20 protein-coding genes are annotated in these 16,819 nt (G+C 50.3%); all 20 read left to right on the top strand.

Annotated elements, in window-relative coordinates:
• Positions 1-18 precede the first annotated feature (18 nt).
• Positions 19-1,164 carry a non-hydrolyzing UDP-N-acetylglucosamine 2-epimerase gene (gene wecB / locus V1498_RS21090; protein WP_409296084.1) on the top strand — a complete coding sequence of 382 codons (1,146 nt, stop codon included), beginning with the start codon at positions 19-21 and terminating at the stop codon, positions 1,162-1,164.
• A gap of 144 nt (positions 1,165-1,308) precedes the next feature.
• The gene (locus V1498_RS21085) at positions 1,309-3,489 is read left to right on the top strand and encodes a S8 family serine peptidase (RefSeq protein ID WP_409296083.1); all 2,181 of its coding nucleotides are present in this window, start codon (positions 1,309-1,311) and stop codon (positions 3,487-3,489) included.
• 224 nt (positions 3,490-3,713) lie between these two features.
• Positions 3,714-3,935, top strand: coding sequence for an AtpZ/AtpI family protein (locus V1498_RS21080; protein WP_409290692.1), 222 nt, complete (start codon positions 3,714-3,716; stop codon positions 3,933-3,935).
• A 9-nt stretch (positions 3,936-3,944) separates the two neighbouring features.
• Positions 3,945-4,316: an ATP synthase subunit I gene (locus tag V1498_RS21075; protein WP_409296081.1), complete on the top strand. Its 372-nt coding sequence runs from the start codon at positions 3,945-3,947 to the stop codon at positions 4,314-4,316.
• Between the two features lie 19 nt (positions 4,317-4,335).
• On the top strand, positions 4,336-5,046 hold the full coding sequence (atpB, locus tag V1498_RS21070) for a F0F1 ATP synthase subunit A (RefSeq protein ID WP_409296079.1): 711 nt from the start codon (positions 4,336-4,338) through the stop codon (positions 5,044-5,046).
• 76 nt (positions 5,047-5,122) lie between these two features.
• Positions 5,123-5,347, top strand: coding sequence for a F0F1 ATP synthase subunit C (gene atpE / locus V1498_RS21065; protein WP_101639747.1), 225 nt, complete (start codon positions 5,123-5,125; stop codon positions 5,345-5,347).
• 152 nt (positions 5,348-5,499) lie between these two features.
• Entirely contained in the window at positions 5,500-6,018 is a 519-nt protein-coding gene (gene atpF, locus V1498_RS21060) for a F0F1 ATP synthase subunit B (RefSeq protein WP_409296077.1), read from the top strand.
• Entirely contained in the window at positions 6,015-6,551 is a 537-nt protein-coding gene (locus V1498_RS21055; protein ID WP_409296075.1) for a F0F1 ATP synthase subunit delta, read from the top strand. The genes atpF and V1498_RS21055 overlap by 4 nt, the downstream gene beginning before the upstream one ends.
• Before the next feature lie 24 nt (positions 6,552-6,575).
• Positions 6,576-8,084 carry a F0F1 ATP synthase subunit alpha gene (gene atpA / locus V1498_RS21050; protein ID WP_409296073.1) on the top strand — a complete coding sequence of 503 codons (1,509 nt, stop codon included), beginning with the start codon at positions 6,576-6,578 and terminating at the stop codon, positions 8,082-8,084.
• 40 nt (positions 8,085-8,124) lie between these two features.
• Complete coding sequence (gene atpG / locus V1498_RS21045; protein ID WP_409296071.1) at positions 8,125-8,982, top strand: ATP synthase F1 subunit gamma; 858 nt, start codon at positions 8,125-8,127, stop codon at positions 8,980-8,982.
• Positions 8,983-9,056: 74 nt separating this feature from the next.
• Positions 9,057-10,466 (top strand): F0F1 ATP synthase subunit beta, encoded by a 1,410-nt coding sequence (gene atpD, locus V1498_RS21040; RefSeq protein ID WP_409290685.1) that lies wholly within the window; start codon positions 9,057-9,059, stop codon positions 10,464-10,466.
• 24 nt (positions 10,467-10,490) lie between these two features.
• Positions 10,491-10,895 (top strand): F0F1 ATP synthase subunit epsilon, encoded by a 405-nt coding sequence (locus V1498_RS21035; protein WP_409296070.1) that lies wholly within the window; start codon positions 10,491-10,493, stop codon positions 10,893-10,895.
• A 269-nt stretch (positions 10,896-11,164) separates the two neighbouring features.
• Entirely contained in the window at positions 11,165-11,530 is a 366-nt protein-coding gene (locus V1498_RS21030) for an NADH-quinone oxidoreductase subunit A (protein WP_409296068.1), read from the top strand.
• Positions 11,521-12,033 (top strand): NuoB/complex I 20 kDa subunit family protein, encoded by a 513-nt coding sequence (locus tag V1498_RS21025; RefSeq protein WP_409290682.1) that lies wholly within the window; start codon positions 11,521-11,523, stop codon positions 12,031-12,033. The genes V1498_RS21030 and V1498_RS21025 overlap by 10 nt, the downstream gene beginning before the upstream one ends.
• A gap of 2 nt (positions 12,034-12,035) precedes the next feature.
• Positions 12,036-13,400 carry an NADH-quinone oxidoreductase subunit C gene (locus tag V1498_RS21020; RefSeq protein ID WP_409296066.1) on the top strand — a complete coding sequence of 455 codons (1,365 nt, stop codon included), beginning with the start codon at positions 12,036-12,038 and terminating at the stop codon, positions 13,398-13,400.
• A 2-nt stretch (positions 13,401-13,402) separates the two neighbouring features.
• Positions 13,403-14,503, top strand: coding sequence for an NADH-quinone oxidoreductase subunit D (locus V1498_RS21015; RefSeq protein WP_409296064.1), 1,101 nt, complete (start codon positions 13,403-13,405; stop codon positions 14,501-14,503).
• The gene (gene nuoH / locus V1498_RS21010) at positions 14,503-15,510 is read left to right on the top strand and encodes an NADH-quinone oxidoreductase subunit NuoH (RefSeq protein WP_409296062.1); all 1,008 of its coding nucleotides are present in this window, start codon (positions 14,503-14,505) and stop codon (positions 15,508-15,510) included. The genes V1498_RS21015 and nuoH overlap by 1 nt, the downstream gene beginning before the upstream one ends.
• Positions 15,511-15,562: 52 nt before the next feature.
• Positions 15,563-15,982: an NADH-quinone oxidoreductase subunit NuoI gene (gene nuoI, locus V1498_RS21005; protein ID WP_409299405.1), complete on the top strand. Its 420-nt coding sequence runs from the start codon at positions 15,563-15,565 to the stop codon at positions 15,980-15,982.
• Entirely contained in the window at positions 15,979-16,500 is a 522-nt protein-coding gene (locus V1498_RS21000) for an NADH-quinone oxidoreductase subunit J (RefSeq protein ID WP_409296061.1), read from the top strand. The genes nuoI and V1498_RS21000 overlap by 4 nt, the downstream gene beginning before the upstream one ends.
• Positions 16,497-16,811, top strand: a complete 315-nt coding sequence (gene nuoK, locus V1498_RS20995; protein ID WP_409296059.1) for an NADH-quinone oxidoreductase subunit NuoK — start codon at positions 16,497-16,499, stop codon at positions 16,809-16,811. The genes V1498_RS21000 and nuoK overlap by 4 nt, the downstream gene beginning before the upstream one ends.
• Positions 16,812-16,819 lie beyond the last annotated feature (8 nt).

The following is a 16,819-nucleotide window of genomic DNA, read 5'->3' as shown; positions in this document are numbered from 1 at the left end:
ATAAGAGGACTGGGGATTATGATGAAGCCGATAAAAGTAATGACCATTTTTGGGACAAGGCCAGAAGCTGTGAAGATGGCTCCGCTTGTGCTCGAGCTCCAAAAGTATCCGCAATACTTTGAATCCGTTGTGACAGTCACCGCTCAGCATAGAGAAATGCTGGATCAGGTGCTGAAGCTGTTTTCCATCGTGCCGCATTATGACCTCAACATCATGAAGGAACGGCAGACCCTTGCCGGAATCACAACAAGGGCGCTTGAAGGACTCGACGCTGTCGTGAAGGAAGCGGAGCCGGATATCGTCCTGGTCCACGGGGATACAACGACGACATTTGTGGCAGGCCTTGCGGCTTACTATAATCAGATCAAGGTCGGCCATGTAGAGGCCGGGCTCAGGACGTGGAATAAACTCTCTCCTTTTCCGGAGGAACTGAACAGGCAGCTGACAGGAGTCCTCGCAGACCTTCATTTTGCCCCGACAGAGAAGGCAGCCGCCAATCTGCTGCAGGAAAACAAGGAAGAAAGCAGCATCTTTATTACCGGAAATACAGCCATTGATGCCCTGAAGACGACCGTCAGGGATGAGTACAGCCATCCCGTTCTGTCAGGCCTTGGGGATGACAGGCTGGTGCTTCTGACCGCACACCGCCGGGAAAACATCGGCGAGCCGATGGAGAATATGTTCCGTGCGGTGAACCGCCTGTTCGAGAAGCATGAAGATATCCAGGTGGTATATCCTGTGCATCTGAATCCGGCTGTCAGGGAGATTGCGGGAAGAATTCTTGGGAATCAACCGCGCATCCATTTGATCGAACCGCTCGATGTGTTTGACTTCCATAACATTGCGGCGCGGGCCCATCTCATCCTCACAGACTCGGGCGGTGTACAGGAAGAAGCTCCTTCTCTCGGGGTGCCGGTACTCGTTTTGAGGGACACAACAGAACGGCCGGAAGGAATCGCAGCCGGCACCCTCAAACTCGCCGGTACTGAGGAAGAAGACATCTTCCGCCTTGCCGACGAACTGCTGAGCGACAGCACAGCCCACGGCAGGATGGCCGGAGCATCCAATCCATACGGAGACGGACAGGCCTCCAAACGGATCTGTGACGCCATCCGCTATTTCTTCAACCAGACCGAAAAAAGGCCAGAAGACCTGACCCTATAACAAAAGCCCGTCAATCACCCGATTGGCGGGCTTTTCTGCGCCGGGAAATAATTGGGAAATGGGGGACAGTCCCCCCATCATTCTCCCCTGGAATACCCTCCTCCCGTTAAGCGCACGCTAACGGGACAGAGGGGAGTGGATGTGATGGGGGTTAGGATTTTGGGACTGGTGCTGTTATTGTTGAGCGGCTGGGCTGCGGGGAGTTCGGCGGAAGCGGAGCTTCCTCCGTTTCCTGACAGCTATGAAAAGGAGCGGATTGCTGCTGTTGTGCTGCTCGGTCCGGGAACGTCTCAGTCAGACGCGCGGGGCAGCTTTGAGCGGTCCGGGTTATCTGTCCGGGATTCGTTCGAGGCGATCAACGCCGTGGCGGTCGAAGGGCCTAGGAGCAAAATCAGACAGCTGCGGAAGGAGCGCTTTGTAAGTCATATCTCTGAATCACAGATTTATATGGCTGAACTTGGTGAAAGTGTGCCTTTCATCGGCGGAGATGAAGTACGGGGATTGTTTAATGAACATAATGAGCGGCTCACGGGCAGGGGAGTCAAGGTTGGGGTCATTGATACGGGCGCAGACTACCGTCATGAGGATCTGAGGCGGTCCTATCGGGGCGGCTATGATTTTATCGACCGGGATTCTGAGCCGCTGGAGGCTTCCGGAAAAAACGCCACCCTTCACGGCACCCATGTAGCGGGCATCATCGCGGCCAATGGGAAGATCAGGGGCATCGCACCCGAAGCTGAGCTTTATATATACCGGGCGCTCGGACCGGGCGGAAAAGGGTCGACGGAAACCGTCCTGAAGGCAATCGACAGAGCCATCCGGGACAAAGTGGACATTCTCAACCTGTCGCTTGGAAACAGCATCAACGGCCCTGACCTGCCAATCAGCCTGGCAGTCGATGAAGCCGTGAGAAAAGGTATCACCGCTGTCGCATCCAATGGGAACTCCGGCCCGCAGATGTGGAGTGTCGGCTCGCCCGGCACCTCCTCGCTTGCCATTTCTGTCGGAGCTTCCACACCGCCGATATCCCTGCCCTATTTGAAAGCCGGTATGGGCGGCCAGAGAAAAGAGATGGCTCTCCATCACGTGCGGGGAGCAGGATATTGGAACAGGAAGCTAATGGGAAAGATTACTGACGGAGGAATTGGACGGCTGGAAGACCTGAAAGGGACGGCAGGAAAAGTGGTCTTGATCAAAAGAGGCAGCCTTACGTTCACGGAGAAAGTGAAAAATGCAGAAAAGGCAGGTGCCTCCGCTGTCCTGTTATACAACAATACGAAGGGAAGCTTCCAGGCAGCGATCAAAGAACCGGCCGGTATACCGGCAGCCTCCATCTCTGGAGCTGATGGCTTTTATCTAAAATCGACTTCTTCCTATATAAATACTCTTTTTAAAACCGATAAAGACAGGCTGGCTGTCTTCAGCTCAAGGGGGCCGGTCACGATGAACTGGCTGATCAAGCCCGATCTTGTGGCGCCGGGAGTGGCCATCACAAGCACCGTGCCAGGCGGCTATGCAGCCCTGAATGGGACGAGCATGGCGGCGCCCCATATCACTGGTGCCTGCGCCCTCCTGAAGCAGGCACATCCAGACTGGACTCCGCTCCAGATCAAATCAGCCCTCATGACCACGGCCAGGCAGCTTGAGACAAAAGACCATATCAGATACCGGACCTACGAACAAGGGGCAGGCAGAGTGCAGCTGCGGCCGGCAGTTGAGGCAGACACATTCCTGTATCCGGGCTCCCTGACCTTTAAAAGATCAAGAACCGGGGAAAGGAGTGCTTCTTTCATAGTGGAAAACAGCTCTGATCAGGAAAAGCGGTATGCCATCCAAAAGCCGGCATATGAGCATGGAGTGGTCTGGAGGATTCCGCTTTCTTTCACATTAAGAGGGGGAGAAAAGAGGAGAGTTGACATCGGGCTTACGCTCTCCGGTCCAAAACGGAAGAAGGGGGTCTATGACGGCACCCTCACCATCACGGAGGATGCCAGATGGATACAGATTCCTTATCTTTATGTGATTGGTGAACCGGACTATCCGAGGATCATGTCATTCAATTTTGTGGCGGGAGACGGAGAGAAATCTTACCGGTATGAGCTCTTTCTGCCGGGAGGGGCGGATGAGGCAGGAATCGCCCTCTATGAAAAAGCGAGCCTCCGGTTTGCGGGTTATATGGACGTTGTAGAAGGAGTGCGTCCCGGCCTGCTGGCAAAAGAAATCGCACGGAATAAAATCCCTCCGAAAGGAACGTATACGGCTGTAATTTTTGCCAGAAAAGCAGGGCGGGAGGACCGGCTAGTCAGGACCATTAATATTAATTAGAAAATTCGGGTAAAAAAATGATGAAAATGTGAACAAATAGACAAAACATGCGGACGGCAGGGAATTTTCGCTTATCATTCATTGACATTAAAAGGGACCTATTGTATGCTAACAAAGGGTATGAATGATAGGGTTTTCATGGAAATTTTCCCTGTTTTATTTAATGATAGAACCGGTACGAAAGTACATAGATTCTGCCCAAAATTAACCGCGAGGAACCATAGATGAGCCAGAAAAAACGCCACCCATTACATGCGATGGCACTAATGTCTGCCATCCTTTCTCAATTAGTAGGTTCCGTGGTGGCTGGGGTCTTCGGAGGAAGATGGCTTGACCGCACGGTGAATACCGAACCGCTTTTTCTAATCATTGGCCTTCTTTTAGGACTTGCTGCTGGAACATATTCCATGCTGCGCACAGTCCGGCACTATTTCTCGGGAGATTAAATAAACCATATGTTCGATCTCGACAAAATGTTTTACAGAGAGCTTAAGTATATAATCGGCCTTGTCGTCCTGTATGTTTTAGGCTTTGGCTTCACCCCATTTAAAACGGTTTTCCTTGGTTTGATATTCGGCACCCTGCTCAGCCTGTTCCTGCTATGGACCATGGTGGACAAGAACAGGAAGCTGACAAAGGCAGCTGCAGAAGGAAAAAAGGCGAAATCAGTCGGTACGCTCTCCAGGATGGCAACAGCAGCGCTCGCTGTGACCGTTGCGCTGGAATTTCCGGACAGCCTTCACCTCGGCAGTGTGATCATAGGATTAATGACGATCTATTTTGTCATTATTATAGATTTTTTTATCCAACACTTACGTCAAAAGTAGAGAAGAGAGGTGAATACAGTTGAATCATGAAGCTCCTATATGGGAATTTATGGGACTAAATTTTAATCTTGCAAATATGCTGATGATCACAATTGCAAGTCTCATAGTCTTCATTATCGCACTGGTTTCTACTCGCAAACTTGCCATGAAGCCGACCGGCGCCCAGAACTTTATGGAATGGGTTATGGACTTTGTAAAGGGACTTATCAATAGCACTATGGATTGGCAGACAGGCGGACGCTTTTTGCTGCTGGGAATGACTTTGCTCATGTACATATTTGTCTCAAATATGCTGGGCCTTCCATTCTCAATCGTAGTGGACCACACCCTATGGTGGAAATCCCCAACCGCGGATCCTGCAGTAACAATGGCACTTGCCACAATGGTAGTAGGACTATCCCATTATTACGGAATCAAGATGAGAGGCGCCAAGAATTATATGAAAAGCTATTTCGAGCCTTTCAAATTGTTCTTCCCGATCAAAATCATCGAAGAGTTTGCAAACACCCTTACAATGGGTCTGCGGCTTTACGGTAACATTTATGCAGGTGAAATCCTTTTAGGTCTGCTTGCGGGACTCGCAACAAGCGGAGTTGGAGGTGCCATCGGCGCAGCCGTCCCAATGCTTGCATGGCAGGGGTTCAGTATTTTCGTAGGTGCAATACAAGCTTTCATTTTCACCATGTTAACAATGGTTTATCTTGCTCACAAAGTAGCGGATGACCATTAATTATAAAACTGTTCAATAATGGACAAATGCTAGAAAAAATACAAATATCTTTTACTTTCAAGGAGGAAATTTTATCATGACAGGTTCATTAGGTCTTATTGCAGCTGCAATCGCAGTTGGTCTTGCAGCAGTTGGTGCTGGTATCGGTAACGGTCTTATCGTAGGACGTACAGTAGAAGGAATCGCACGCCAGCCGGAAGCACGCGGTATGCTGCAAACAACAATGTTCATCGGTATCGCACTAGTTGAGGCCCTTCCAATCATCGCGGTAGTTATCGCGTTCATGGTAATTGGACAATAATTAAACTTTAAGACGTTGGGCAAATGGCGAAGATCATTCCATGAGAACCTTCGCCATTCCTTTATGCCCTGATTTTGGTTAAGCAGTGCAAAAGAACGAAATGACAGGCGTTAAAACATAGAAGAACGACTCTTGAAGGGAGTGAACCCAGAGTGTTAACAGAAAGTTTAGTACTTGGTGCAGGCTTGCACTTTAATGGCGGAGATATTCTTTTTCAATTAGTCATATTCATCATCCTGCTGGCATTGATTAAGAAATTTGCCTTCGGACCTCTGATGGGGATTATGAAGGAACGTGAGTCCCATATTGCCAGCGAAATCGAAGCTGCTGAAAGAAGCCGCGCGGATGCGCAGAGGGCTCTTGAAGAACAGCGCGAACTGATTAAACAATCCCGTACAGAAGCGACACAGCTTATCGAGAATGCAAGGAAGCAGGGCGATGCACAGCGTGAAGAAATCATTGCTGCAGCGCGTGCTGAATCCGAGCGTATCAAAGAATCTGCTAAGGTCGAAATCGAGCATGAAAAGCAGCAGGCAATCGCCGCACTCCGCGAGCAGGTTGCATCACTGTCTGTCATGATCGCTTCCAAGGTCATTGAAAGGGAATTGTCTGAAGCAGATCAGCAGAAGCTTATCAATGAGTATATCAGCGGGGCAGGAGATCAGCTATGAGTAATACAGCCGTAGCACAGCGCTATGCGGCAGCTCTTTTCCAGGTTGCAAAAGAACAGAATCAACTGAGCCAGGTGGAAGAGGAGCTGCGCACGGTGAGGACAGTGTTTTCACAGAACAGCGGACTCCAAAGCTTTCTTAGCCATCCTAAAATCACTTCGGAGCAGAAGGGACAGCTCATCCAGACTGCGTTTGGCGGCCTTTCCCAAAGTGTGCTGAACACACTTATGCTCCTTATGGACCGCCACCGCCAGGACATCATCTCAGAGGTTGCCGATGACTTTATCAATCTGGCATACGAAGAGCGCGGCGAAGCGGAAGCGAAAGTCTATTCAGTCCGCCCGCTTACGGATGAAGAGCGCGGGGCGATCGGTGCATCCTTTGCCGCCAAGGTCGGCAAACGATCACTTATCATTGAAAATATTATAGACCGCAGTTTGCTCGGCGGAGTCAAGATCCGCATCGGAAACCGCATCTTTGACGGCAGTGTAAGCGGCAAGCTTAACCGCCTTGAAAAGCAATTACTAGTTTAACATTCACAGTTAGGGGTGAAATTCATGAGCATTAAAGCTGAAGAAATCAGTGCGCTGATAAAAAAGCAAATTGAAAACTATCAGTCTGAAATAGAAGTAAACGACGTGGGTACAGTAATCCAGGTTGGTGATGGTATTGCTCGTGTTCATGGTCTTGATAATGTAATGGCAGGGGAGCTTGTTGAGTTCTCGACAGGTGTATTGGGCCTTGCACAGAACCTTGAGCAGAACAACGTAGGTATCGTTATCCTTGGGCCATTCTCTGACATCAAGGAAGGCAGCGATGTGCGCCGTACCGGCAGAATCATGGAAGTCCCAGTAGGCGACGAACTGATCGGCCGTGTAGTAAACCCTCTTGGACAGCCAGTTGACGGCCTGGGGCCGATCAACGCATTGAAGAGCCGTCCGATCGAAAGCCCGGCAACTGGAGTTATGGACCGTAAATCCGTTCATGAACCGCTTCAGACAGGGATCAAAGCGATCGATGCACTTGTTCCTATCGGCCGCGGACAGCGTGAGCTTATCATCGGTGACCGCCAGACAGGTAAAACATCTGTTGCAATCGATACAATCCTGAACCAGGCTGACCAAAACATGATCTGTATCTATGTGGCAATCGGACAGAAGGAATCAACGGTCCGTAATGCTGTTGAAACACTCCGTAAAAACGGCGCTTTGGACTACACAATCGTAGTGACGGCATCTGCATCACAGCCGGCACCTCTATTGTTCCTGGCTCCTTATGCCGGTGTTACTATGGGTGAAGAATTCATGTTCAACGGAAGACATGTCCTAGTCGTGTACGATGACCTGTCAAAACAGGCGTCTGCCTACCGTGAACTTTCCCTTCTTCTCCGCCGTCCTCCAGGCCGTGAAGCATTCCCTGGTGACGTATTCTATCTGCATTCACGCCTTCTTGAGCGTGCTGCAAAGCTTAACGATACACTTGGTGCCGGTTCCATCACTGCGCTTCCATTCGTTGAAACGCAGGCTGGCGACATCTCGGCTTATATTCCGACCAACGTTATCTCCATCACGGACGGACAGATCTTCCTTCAGTCTGACCTGTTCTTCTCTGGCGTACGTCCAGCGATCAACGCCGGTCTTTCTGTATCCCGTGTCGGTGGTTCCGCGCAGATTAAAGCGATGAAGGCTGTTGCCGGTACACTCCGTCTTGACCTTGCTTCATTCCGTGAGCTTGAAGCATTCGCACAGTTCGGTTCTGACCTTGATAAAGCGACACAGGCAAAGCTTAACCGCGGAGCCCGTACAGTTGAAGTCCTGAAGCAGGATCTGAACAAACCGCTTAAGGTAGAGAAGCAGGTAGCCATTCTTTATGCATTGACACGCGGCCATCTTGATGACATTCCAGTAAGCGATATCCGCCGTTTTGAAGGCGAATTCCACAGCTGGTTAGATCAAAACCGCCAGGGCTTGTTAGACCATATCCGTACAACAGGGAACCTGCCTAAGGACGAAGAAATGGTTTCTGCCGTTTCTGACTTCAAGAAGACTTTCGTTGTTTCTGAGTAATGGATCTTAACAAACTCTTTGATATAGGTGGTGAGAACTAATGGCATCTTTACGCGATATAAAAAACCGTATTACCTCAACCAAAAAGACGAGCCAGATTACGAAGGCGATGGAAATGGTATCCGCTGCAAAGTGGAACCGGGCTGTCCAGAATGCAAAATCGTTTGAGCCCTACATGGATAAAATCCAGGAAGTGGCAGCGAGCGTTGCAGCCGGAAGCCAGGGAGTCAACCATTCCATGCTGGTATCCCGCCCTGTCAAAAAGACGGGTTACCTCGTAATCACTTCTGACCGTGGATTGGCCGGGGCATATAACAGCAGCGTGCTGCGCCATGTCTTCCAAACCATCAAACAGCGCCATAAGTCTCAGGACGAGTACGCCATCATTGCCATCGGACGTGTAGGACGCGACTTCTTCGTGAAGCGCGGTATGAAAGTGGAGCTTGAGATCATCGGTCTTCCGGACCAGCCGTCTTTTGCTGACATCACCGAGATTACCGGTCCTACAGTCGGAATGTTCTCTGATGGGACATTTGATGAATTGTACATGTACTACAACCACTATGTCAGTGCCATCCAGCAGGATGTCACCGAACGGAAGCTGCTTCCGCTTACGGAAATAGCTCCGGCCGGCAAAATGGTCTCATATGAATTTGAGCCGTCTGCTGAAGACATTTTGGAAGTATTGCTGCCACAATATGCAGAAAGCTTAATTTTTGGTGCTGTCCTCGACGGGAAAGCAAGTGAGCATGCCGCCCGCATGAGTGCAATGAAGAGTGCGACTGATAACGCAAAAGACCTTATCAACTCTCTTTCATTGCAGTTCAACCGCGCCCGCCAGGCAGCAATCACGCAGGAAATCACCGAGATCGTCGGCGGTGCAGCTGCACTCGAATAATCAACAGGGAGAAGGGGCTGATGCTCCTTCCCCATATATATAGTTCGTCTTAGTAATGTATAGGAGGGAAAACGATGAATATAGGACGCGTTACCCAGGTTATGGGTCCGGTTGTTGACGTTAAGTTCGAAAGCGGCCAGCTTCCTCAACTCTATAACGCACTAACAATCTCCCAAGCTGCTACTGAAAGTGGTGTGGCAATCGAACTAACTCTCGAAGTTGCCCTTCATTTAGGTGATGACAGTGTACGTACCGTAGCGATGGCCTCAACAGACGGCTTGACCCGCGGAGTGGCAGTAACAGATACAGGATCTCCGATTTCCGTACCGGTAGGCGATGTAACTCTTGGCCGTGTTTTCAACGTATTGGGAGAAAATATCGACCTTGATGCACCAATCGGTGCTGAAGCACGCAGAGATCCGATCCACAGACAGGCTCCTGCCTTTGAACAGCTTTCTACAACTGTAGAAATCCTAGAAACGGGAATTAAGGTAGTAGACCTTCTTGCCCCTTATATCAAAGGTGGAAAAATCGGTTTGTTCGGCGGTGCAGGTGTAGGTAAAACTGTACTGATCCAGGAACTTATCAATAACATCGCTCAAGAGCACGGCGGTATCTCCGTATTCGCTGGTGTTGGTGAGCGTACACGTGAAGGAAACGACTTATTCCACGAAATGAGCGATTCCGGCGTTATCAAGAAAACAGCAATGGTATTCGGACAGATGAATGAGCCGCCGGGCGCGCGTATGCGTGTTGCCCTGACAGGTCTTACAATGGCTGAATATTTCCGTGATGAGCAAGGACAGGATGTTCTTTTCTTCATCGATAATATCTTCCGTTTCACACAAGCGGGCTCTGAAGTATCTGCCCTTCTCGGACGTATGCCGTCTGCGGTTGGTTACCAGCCGACACTGGCAACAGAGATGGGTCAGCTTCAGGAACGTATCACATCAACAAACGTTGGTTCCGTAACATCCATTCAGGCGATCTACGTTCCTGCGGATGACTATACAGATCCGGCTCCAGCCACAACATTCGCTCACCTTGATGCAACAACCAACCTTGAGCGTAAACTGACAGAAATGGGTATCTACCCTGCGGTGGATCCGCTTGCTTCAACTTCCCGTGCCCTTACACCTGAAGTTGTCGGTGAAGAGCATTACGGCATTGCCCGCCAGGTACAGCAGACCCTGCAGCGTTACAAAGAGCTTCAGGATATCATCGCGATCCTTGGTATGGACGAGCTTTCAGATGAGGATAAATTGATTGTACACCGCGCACGCCGTATTCAATTCTTCTTATCTCAGAACTTCCACGTGGCTGAACAGTTCACGGGGCAAAAAGGTTCTTACGTTCCTGTTAAAGAAACGGTCAAAGGCTTCAAAGACATTCTTGCAGGAAAATATGATGACCTTCCGGAAGATGCTTTCCGCCTAGTGGGAAGAATTGAAGAAGTTATCGAAAAAGCAAAACAAATGGCGTAAGTTAGGGACCTAGGAGGGTATGAAATGAAGACGTTACAAGTCAGTGTTGTTACTCCCGATGGCCCAGTGTATGACGCAGAAGCTGAAATGGTAAGCACCAAAGCCCAAAGCGGGGACCTGGGTGTCCTTCCCGGCCATATTCCTATGGTTGCACCGCTGCAAATCGGTTCTGTCCGCCTTAAGACTGGCGGCAGCACAGAATTTATCGCTGTCAGCGGCGGACTGCTTGAAGTGCGTCCAGACAAAGTCACCATTCTCGCTCAATCTGCCGAAAGAGCTGATAATATTGACCTTGCCCGTGCGAAAGCTTCAGCAGCCCGCGCCGAAAAACGTCTCCAGGACAAGAACGACAGCATCGATGCAAAACGTGCTGATCTTTCCCTGAGACGTGCCATCAACCGCATAACCTTAGCTGAACGTAAAGGCTAATCCCAGCACCCCTCCACATCTGGAGGGGTGTTTTTTTAACGAAGTTTCAAGATCGGGCAAGAACGGTTCCACCTGTGATCAGGTTCCACAAAACAGTGCTACTTTCCAAACAAAATCAATACACTAAAAGAGAGGACAATCCAGTGCTTCTTCTTCCAAAGATTGGATCTTCGCCTTATCGACACTATTATATAAGAATGATATAATGAAGACGTTTACAAATAGTTTGATAGTTCAAAATTATTAAACAATGGAGGTTAGCACCCGCGTTGAATAGCTATCAAAATAGTTATTTGATTGTATTTGTGTTCCTGTGTCTCGGCATTTTGCTTCCTGTCGTGGCGCTGTTTTTGGGTAAGATGCTCAGGCCGCATAAACCGGATGATGCTAAATATACAACCTATGAAAGCGGGATTGAGCCTTTTCATGATTCCAGGATTCAATTTAATGTCAGGTACTATATTTTTGCCCTGATGTTTGTCATTTTTGATGTAGAGACCGTGTTTCTGTATCCATGGGCCGTGGCCTATGATCAATTAGGTGTTTTTGCCCTGATTGAAATGCTGATTTTCATGGTCATGCTTGCTATCGGTTTGATTTATGCCTGGAAGAAGAAGGTGTTGAAATGGATGTAACCCTGGAGGGGCTGACCCCCGCAGAAATGGAAGAGCTGAGAAGAAATGTGTTTATGGCAACGCTTGAGCAGATCAAGGCATGGGCCAGGAGCAATTCATTATGGCCGATGACCTTTGGCCTTGCCTGCTGTGCCATTGAGATGATGGGCGTCGGTTCATCCCATTACGACCTGGACCGGTTTGGATCCTTCTTTAGGACTTCGCCCCGCCAGTCGGATGTCATGATCGTATCCGGCACCGTGACGAAAAAAATGGCACCGGTCCTCCGGAGGCTGTATGACCAGATGCCGGAGCCTAAATGGGTCATTGCCATGGGTTCCTGTGCAACCGCAGGCGGGCCTTATGTAAAATCCTACGCGGTCGTTAAAGGTGTCGATCAGATCGTTCCTGTTGATGTATACATACCCGGCTGCCCTCCGAATCCGGCAGCACTGATATACGGGATTAATAAGTTGAAAGAGAAGATACGCTACGAGGCTAAAACCGGGAAGAAGGTGATCTGATCGTGGCTGATGAGAAAGACCTGGAGCTCGCCAAGAAAAAGGCAGCAGCCGCTGCAAAGGCAAAGGCAGCCGCGCTTGCCAAGAAGAAAGCGAAGGAAGCGGCAGATAGCAGCCATCAGGCTGAGGAAACTGATCATGCCGCCGGACCGGAGCTTACGGCAGCTCTCTCGGAACTTGAATTAACCAAGAAAAAAGCCGCAGCCGCCGCAAAAGCAAAAGCAGCCGCACTTGCGAAGAAGAAACGTATGGAAACCGCAGAAGATACCCTCACCCCAGAACCTGCTTCTGAAACGGAATCAGAACCCGCCGAAGATCTGGACCTTGCAAAGAAAAAAGCCGCAGCCGCCGCAAAGGCAAAGGAGGCTGCGCTTGCGAAGAAGAAACGGATGGAAACCGCAGAAGGCACCTCTACCCCAGAAGCTGCATCACAAACAGAATCAGAACCCGCCGAAGATTTAGCGAAGAAAAAAGCCGCAGCCGCCGCGAAGGCAAAAGCCGCTGCGCTTGCGAAGAAGAAACGTATGGAAACCGCAGAAGGCACCTCTACCCCAGAACCTGCTTCAGGAACAGAATCAGAACCCGCCGAAGATTTAGCGAAGAAAAAAGCGGCAGCTGCTGCGAAGGCTAAGGCTGCAGCACTTGCAAAAAAGAAACGGCTGGATAATGATTCAGCGTCTCCCGAGAGTGACCTTGATGCAGCTAAAAGAAAAGCGGCGGCGGCTGCCAAAGCAAAAGCGGCTGCACTCGCAAAGAGCGGCCGGGAATCTTCAGGTGTCTCAGGAGATGAAAAAGCAAAGGCAGCGTCTGCTGCTAAAGCAAAGGCCGCCGCCGCTGCCAGGGCGAAAGCGGGCAGGACAGAAGATGGCGAAGCCGCCGGAAAGGGGCTGTCTGTCAATCAGCCTGTACTGGATCGGTACATAACCATACTGCAGGAAAGTCTCGGAAATGATGTACTGGAAGATTCGTATATTAACAGCCTTTCCAAGGAAATTCCGACTCTTGTTGCCAAGCCGGGCACTTATTTCAGGGTAGCGCAGTGTCTGAAGGAGCATGAGGGGCTGGCATTTGATTATTTGTCAGAGCTTCATGGAACGGATTATGAAACGCATATGGAAGTGTATGTTCATCTGTTTTCATACAGGCACCGCCATTCAGCTGCCTTGAAGGTGAAGCTTAACAGGGGGGCTCCTTCCATTGAATCGCTTGCTCCCCTCTGGCACGGGGCCGCATGGCCGGAGAGTGAAGCCTATGATCTGCTGGGCATTTTCTTCAAGGGCCATCCGGACCTGAAGCGGATTCTGCTCGGTGAGGACTGGGTCGGTTTTCCGCTCCGGAAGGATTATGAACCGTATGATGTGGAGGTATAGCCATGATCCGCACTGAAGAGATGCTGTTGAATGTCGGACCCCAGCATCCGAGTACACATGGGGTGTTCCGGCTGGTTATAAAAATTGACGGAGAAATCATTAAAGAAGCTGAACCGGTCATCGGCTATCTGCATCGCGGAACAGAGAAGCTTGCGGAGGATCTGCAGTATACGCAGATTATCCCTTATACGGACCGCATGGATTATCTTTCAGCGATGACCAATAACTATGTGCTCTGCCATGCGGTCGAAACGATGATGGACATCAAGGTCCCGGACAGGGCCGAGTATCTGCGGGTGCTCTCCATGGAACTTGGGAGAATCGCGAGCCATCTGGTCTGGTGGGGGACGTATCTCCTGGATATTGGCGCAGTGAGCCCTTTTCTCTATGCATTCAGGGAAAGGGAGATGATCATCAACCTGCTCACGGAGTTATCGGGTGCCAGGCTGACTTTTAATTATATGCGTGTCGGCGGTGTGAAATGGGATGCGCCAGATGGCTGGATTGATAAGGTAAAAGAGTTTGTTCCTTATATGAGGGAGCAGCTGAAGGGCTATCACCAGCTCGTCACGGGGAACGAGATTTTCATGAAGCGGGTAAAAGGTGTCGGCAGATACAGCCGGGAAGAAGCGGTGGCCTATTCCCTGAGCGGAGCGAACCTCCGCTGTACGGGGGAGAAATGGGACTTGAGGAAAGACGAACCTTATTCCATTTATGACCGTTTTGATTTTGATGTGCCGGTCAGGACCGGTGGAGATGCCTGGGCCCGCTATGAATGCCGGATGGAGGAGATTGTGGAGAGCCTGAAGATCATTGAACAGGCGGCCGGACAATTCCCGGCTGAAGGGGAAATCATGGCGAAGGTGCCGAAGATCATCAAGGCTCCCAAGGGCGAGGCCTATGTCCGCATTGAGTCGCCGAGGGGTGAAATTGGATGTTTTATCGCAAGCGAAGGAAAGAAGGAGCCGTATCGTCTGAAGTTCAGGCGGCCGTCCTTTTACAATCTGCAGATCCTGCCTAAGCTTTTAAAGGGGGAGAACATGGCTAATCTGATCACCATCCTTGGTGCCATCGATATTGTACTCGGGGAGGTGGACGGCTGATGGTGCAGGAATTGCTGCAATCGAGTCCCGGATTTTTAAACTTTGGCATCTTTTTTCTGCTGGCGACAGTCTTCCTCCTGGTGATTCTGGGATTTGTGACATATGCCATTCTTGCCGAACGGAAGGTGATGGGCTTCATGCAGCTCAGGCAGGGGCCGAATCAGGTAGGCGGCCGTTTCGGGCTTTTGCAGACCGTGGCCGATGTCCTGAAGCTATTAATCAAGGAAGATACGATCCCAAAGCTTGCCGACAGGACGCTGTTCATCCTGGCGCCGGTCATCGCCTTTGCTCCGGCCTTTATGGTTGTGGCCGTCATTCCTTTTACAGATCAGCTTCAATTTGCCGATATCGGAATCGGGCTGCTCTATTATATCGCCATTTCCGGACTATCCACGGTCGGCATAGTGGCAGGCGGATGGGCTTCCAATAATAAATACGCCCTCCTTGGAGGGATGCGGGCAGCCGCCCAGATGATTTCCTATGAAATCCCGCTGGTGATGTCCGTGCTTGGCGTGATTCTGCTTGCTGGCAGCCTGAACCTGAATGAGATCGTGGCAGCCCAGAGTAATGGCTGGTTTATCTTAAAGCAGCCGCTTGGCTTCATCATATTCATCATTGCTTCGATAGCCGAGCTCAACCGGACTCCCTTTGACCTGCCGGAAGCGGAATCTGAGCTTGTGGCAGGCTTCCATGTCGAATATTCGGGTTTCCGCTGGGCGTTTTTCATGCTTAGTGAATATGTATACCTTTTTGCGATGGCGTCCCTGACCACTGTTCTTTTCCTGGGAGGCTGGGGTCCGCTCCCATTCCTCGACATCATCCCTGCGGCCGTGTGGTTCAGCCTGAAGTTCAGCGTGGTGGTGTTTGTACTGATCTGGATCAGGGTGACCCTGCCGCGTCTGCGTGCTGATCAATTGATGGAGTTTGGGTGGAAGGTTCTGCTTCCAGCGGCTCTCTTCAATATTTTCCTGACAGCCGTTGTGAAGGAACTGATTAAAGCCTTGTAACAGAACAAAAATTTGGCCGGTACGCCTGCCGTTTGAAGGGGGAATGAACATCATGCTTGGATTGGCCAAAGGCTTCAAGTATACACTGAAGAACCTGACCCGGAAAAAGATGACCTATGACTACCCGAATGAGCCGCTGCCCCTGCCTGACCGTTTTCGCGGCATCCAGAAGTTTTACCCGGAGAAATGCATCGTCTGCAATCAATGCTCCAATATCTGCCCGACGGACTGCATCCAGCTCACAGGCAAGAAACATCCGGATCCGGCGAAAAAAGGAAAAATCATAGATACGTATGATATCAATTTTGAAATCTGCATTTTATGTGATCTTTGCACAGAGGTGTGCCCGACCGAGGCTATCATCATGACCAATAACTTTGAGCTGGCCGTGTACAGCCGGGATCAGCTGTTCAAGAACCTGGAATGGCTGGATGAAAATGATGAGAACATCAGGGCGGTGAATAAGCCATGAGTTTCTCCGGAGAATGGGTTGCCTTCTTCCTGCTTTCAGGTGCAGCCTTAGCCGGCGGACTGCTGCTGATCAATCTTACAAAGGTCGTCCATATGGTGATCGCGCTCGTCCTGACCTTTGTCAGCATAGCCGGATTGTTCGTCCTGCTGTCGGCTGAATTTGCGGCGGCCGTCCAAATCCTTATTTACTCAGGTGCCATCACGATCATCATGCTGTTCGGCATCATGCTGACACGCCATGACGACAGCGGCGCAAGGAAGTCCGGATTATTGAAAAAAGGGCTGATCCTGGCAGCGGTGGTGGGGTTCGGACTGGCCATGTATATGGGGATCTACAACCTGGATATCCCTGTCCAGGAATCGAAGCTTCATGAGGACAACACAAGGCAGATCGGAATCGAATTGTTTTCAAAGCATGTGATACCGTTTGAAATCACATCGGTTTTACTGCTCGCTGCCCTGATCGGGGCTATTGTGCTTGCCAAAAAGGATAGGGATGAACAGGAGGGGGATTCATGACAAGTATACCGCTGTCTGGATATCTGGTGCTTGCGCTGATTTTGTTTTGCATTGGCTTATACGGCGCCTTGACGAAGAGGAATGCGGTCATTGTCCTCATATCGATCGAATTGATGCTGAATGCGGTCAATATCAACCTGGTTGCCTTCTCAAAACTCGGCTTCACCCCATCGCTGTCAGGGCAGATCTTTACGCTGTTCACGATCTCGGTGGCAGCTGCGGAAGCGGCAGTGGGACTTGCCATTTTGATGATGCTTTACAATCGCCGGAAAACGGTGAATGTGGATGAAATGGATCAGCTGAAGGGCTGAGCCGGATA

This window comes from Paraperibacillus marinus, assembly GCF_046237605.1.
Lineage (GTDB): Bacteria > Bacillota > Bacilli > Bacillales > DSM-1321 > Paraperibacillus > Paraperibacillus marinus.
Note: the sequence above shows the minus strand (reverse complement) of the source record. Positions and strands in the feature narration are given on the sequence as shown.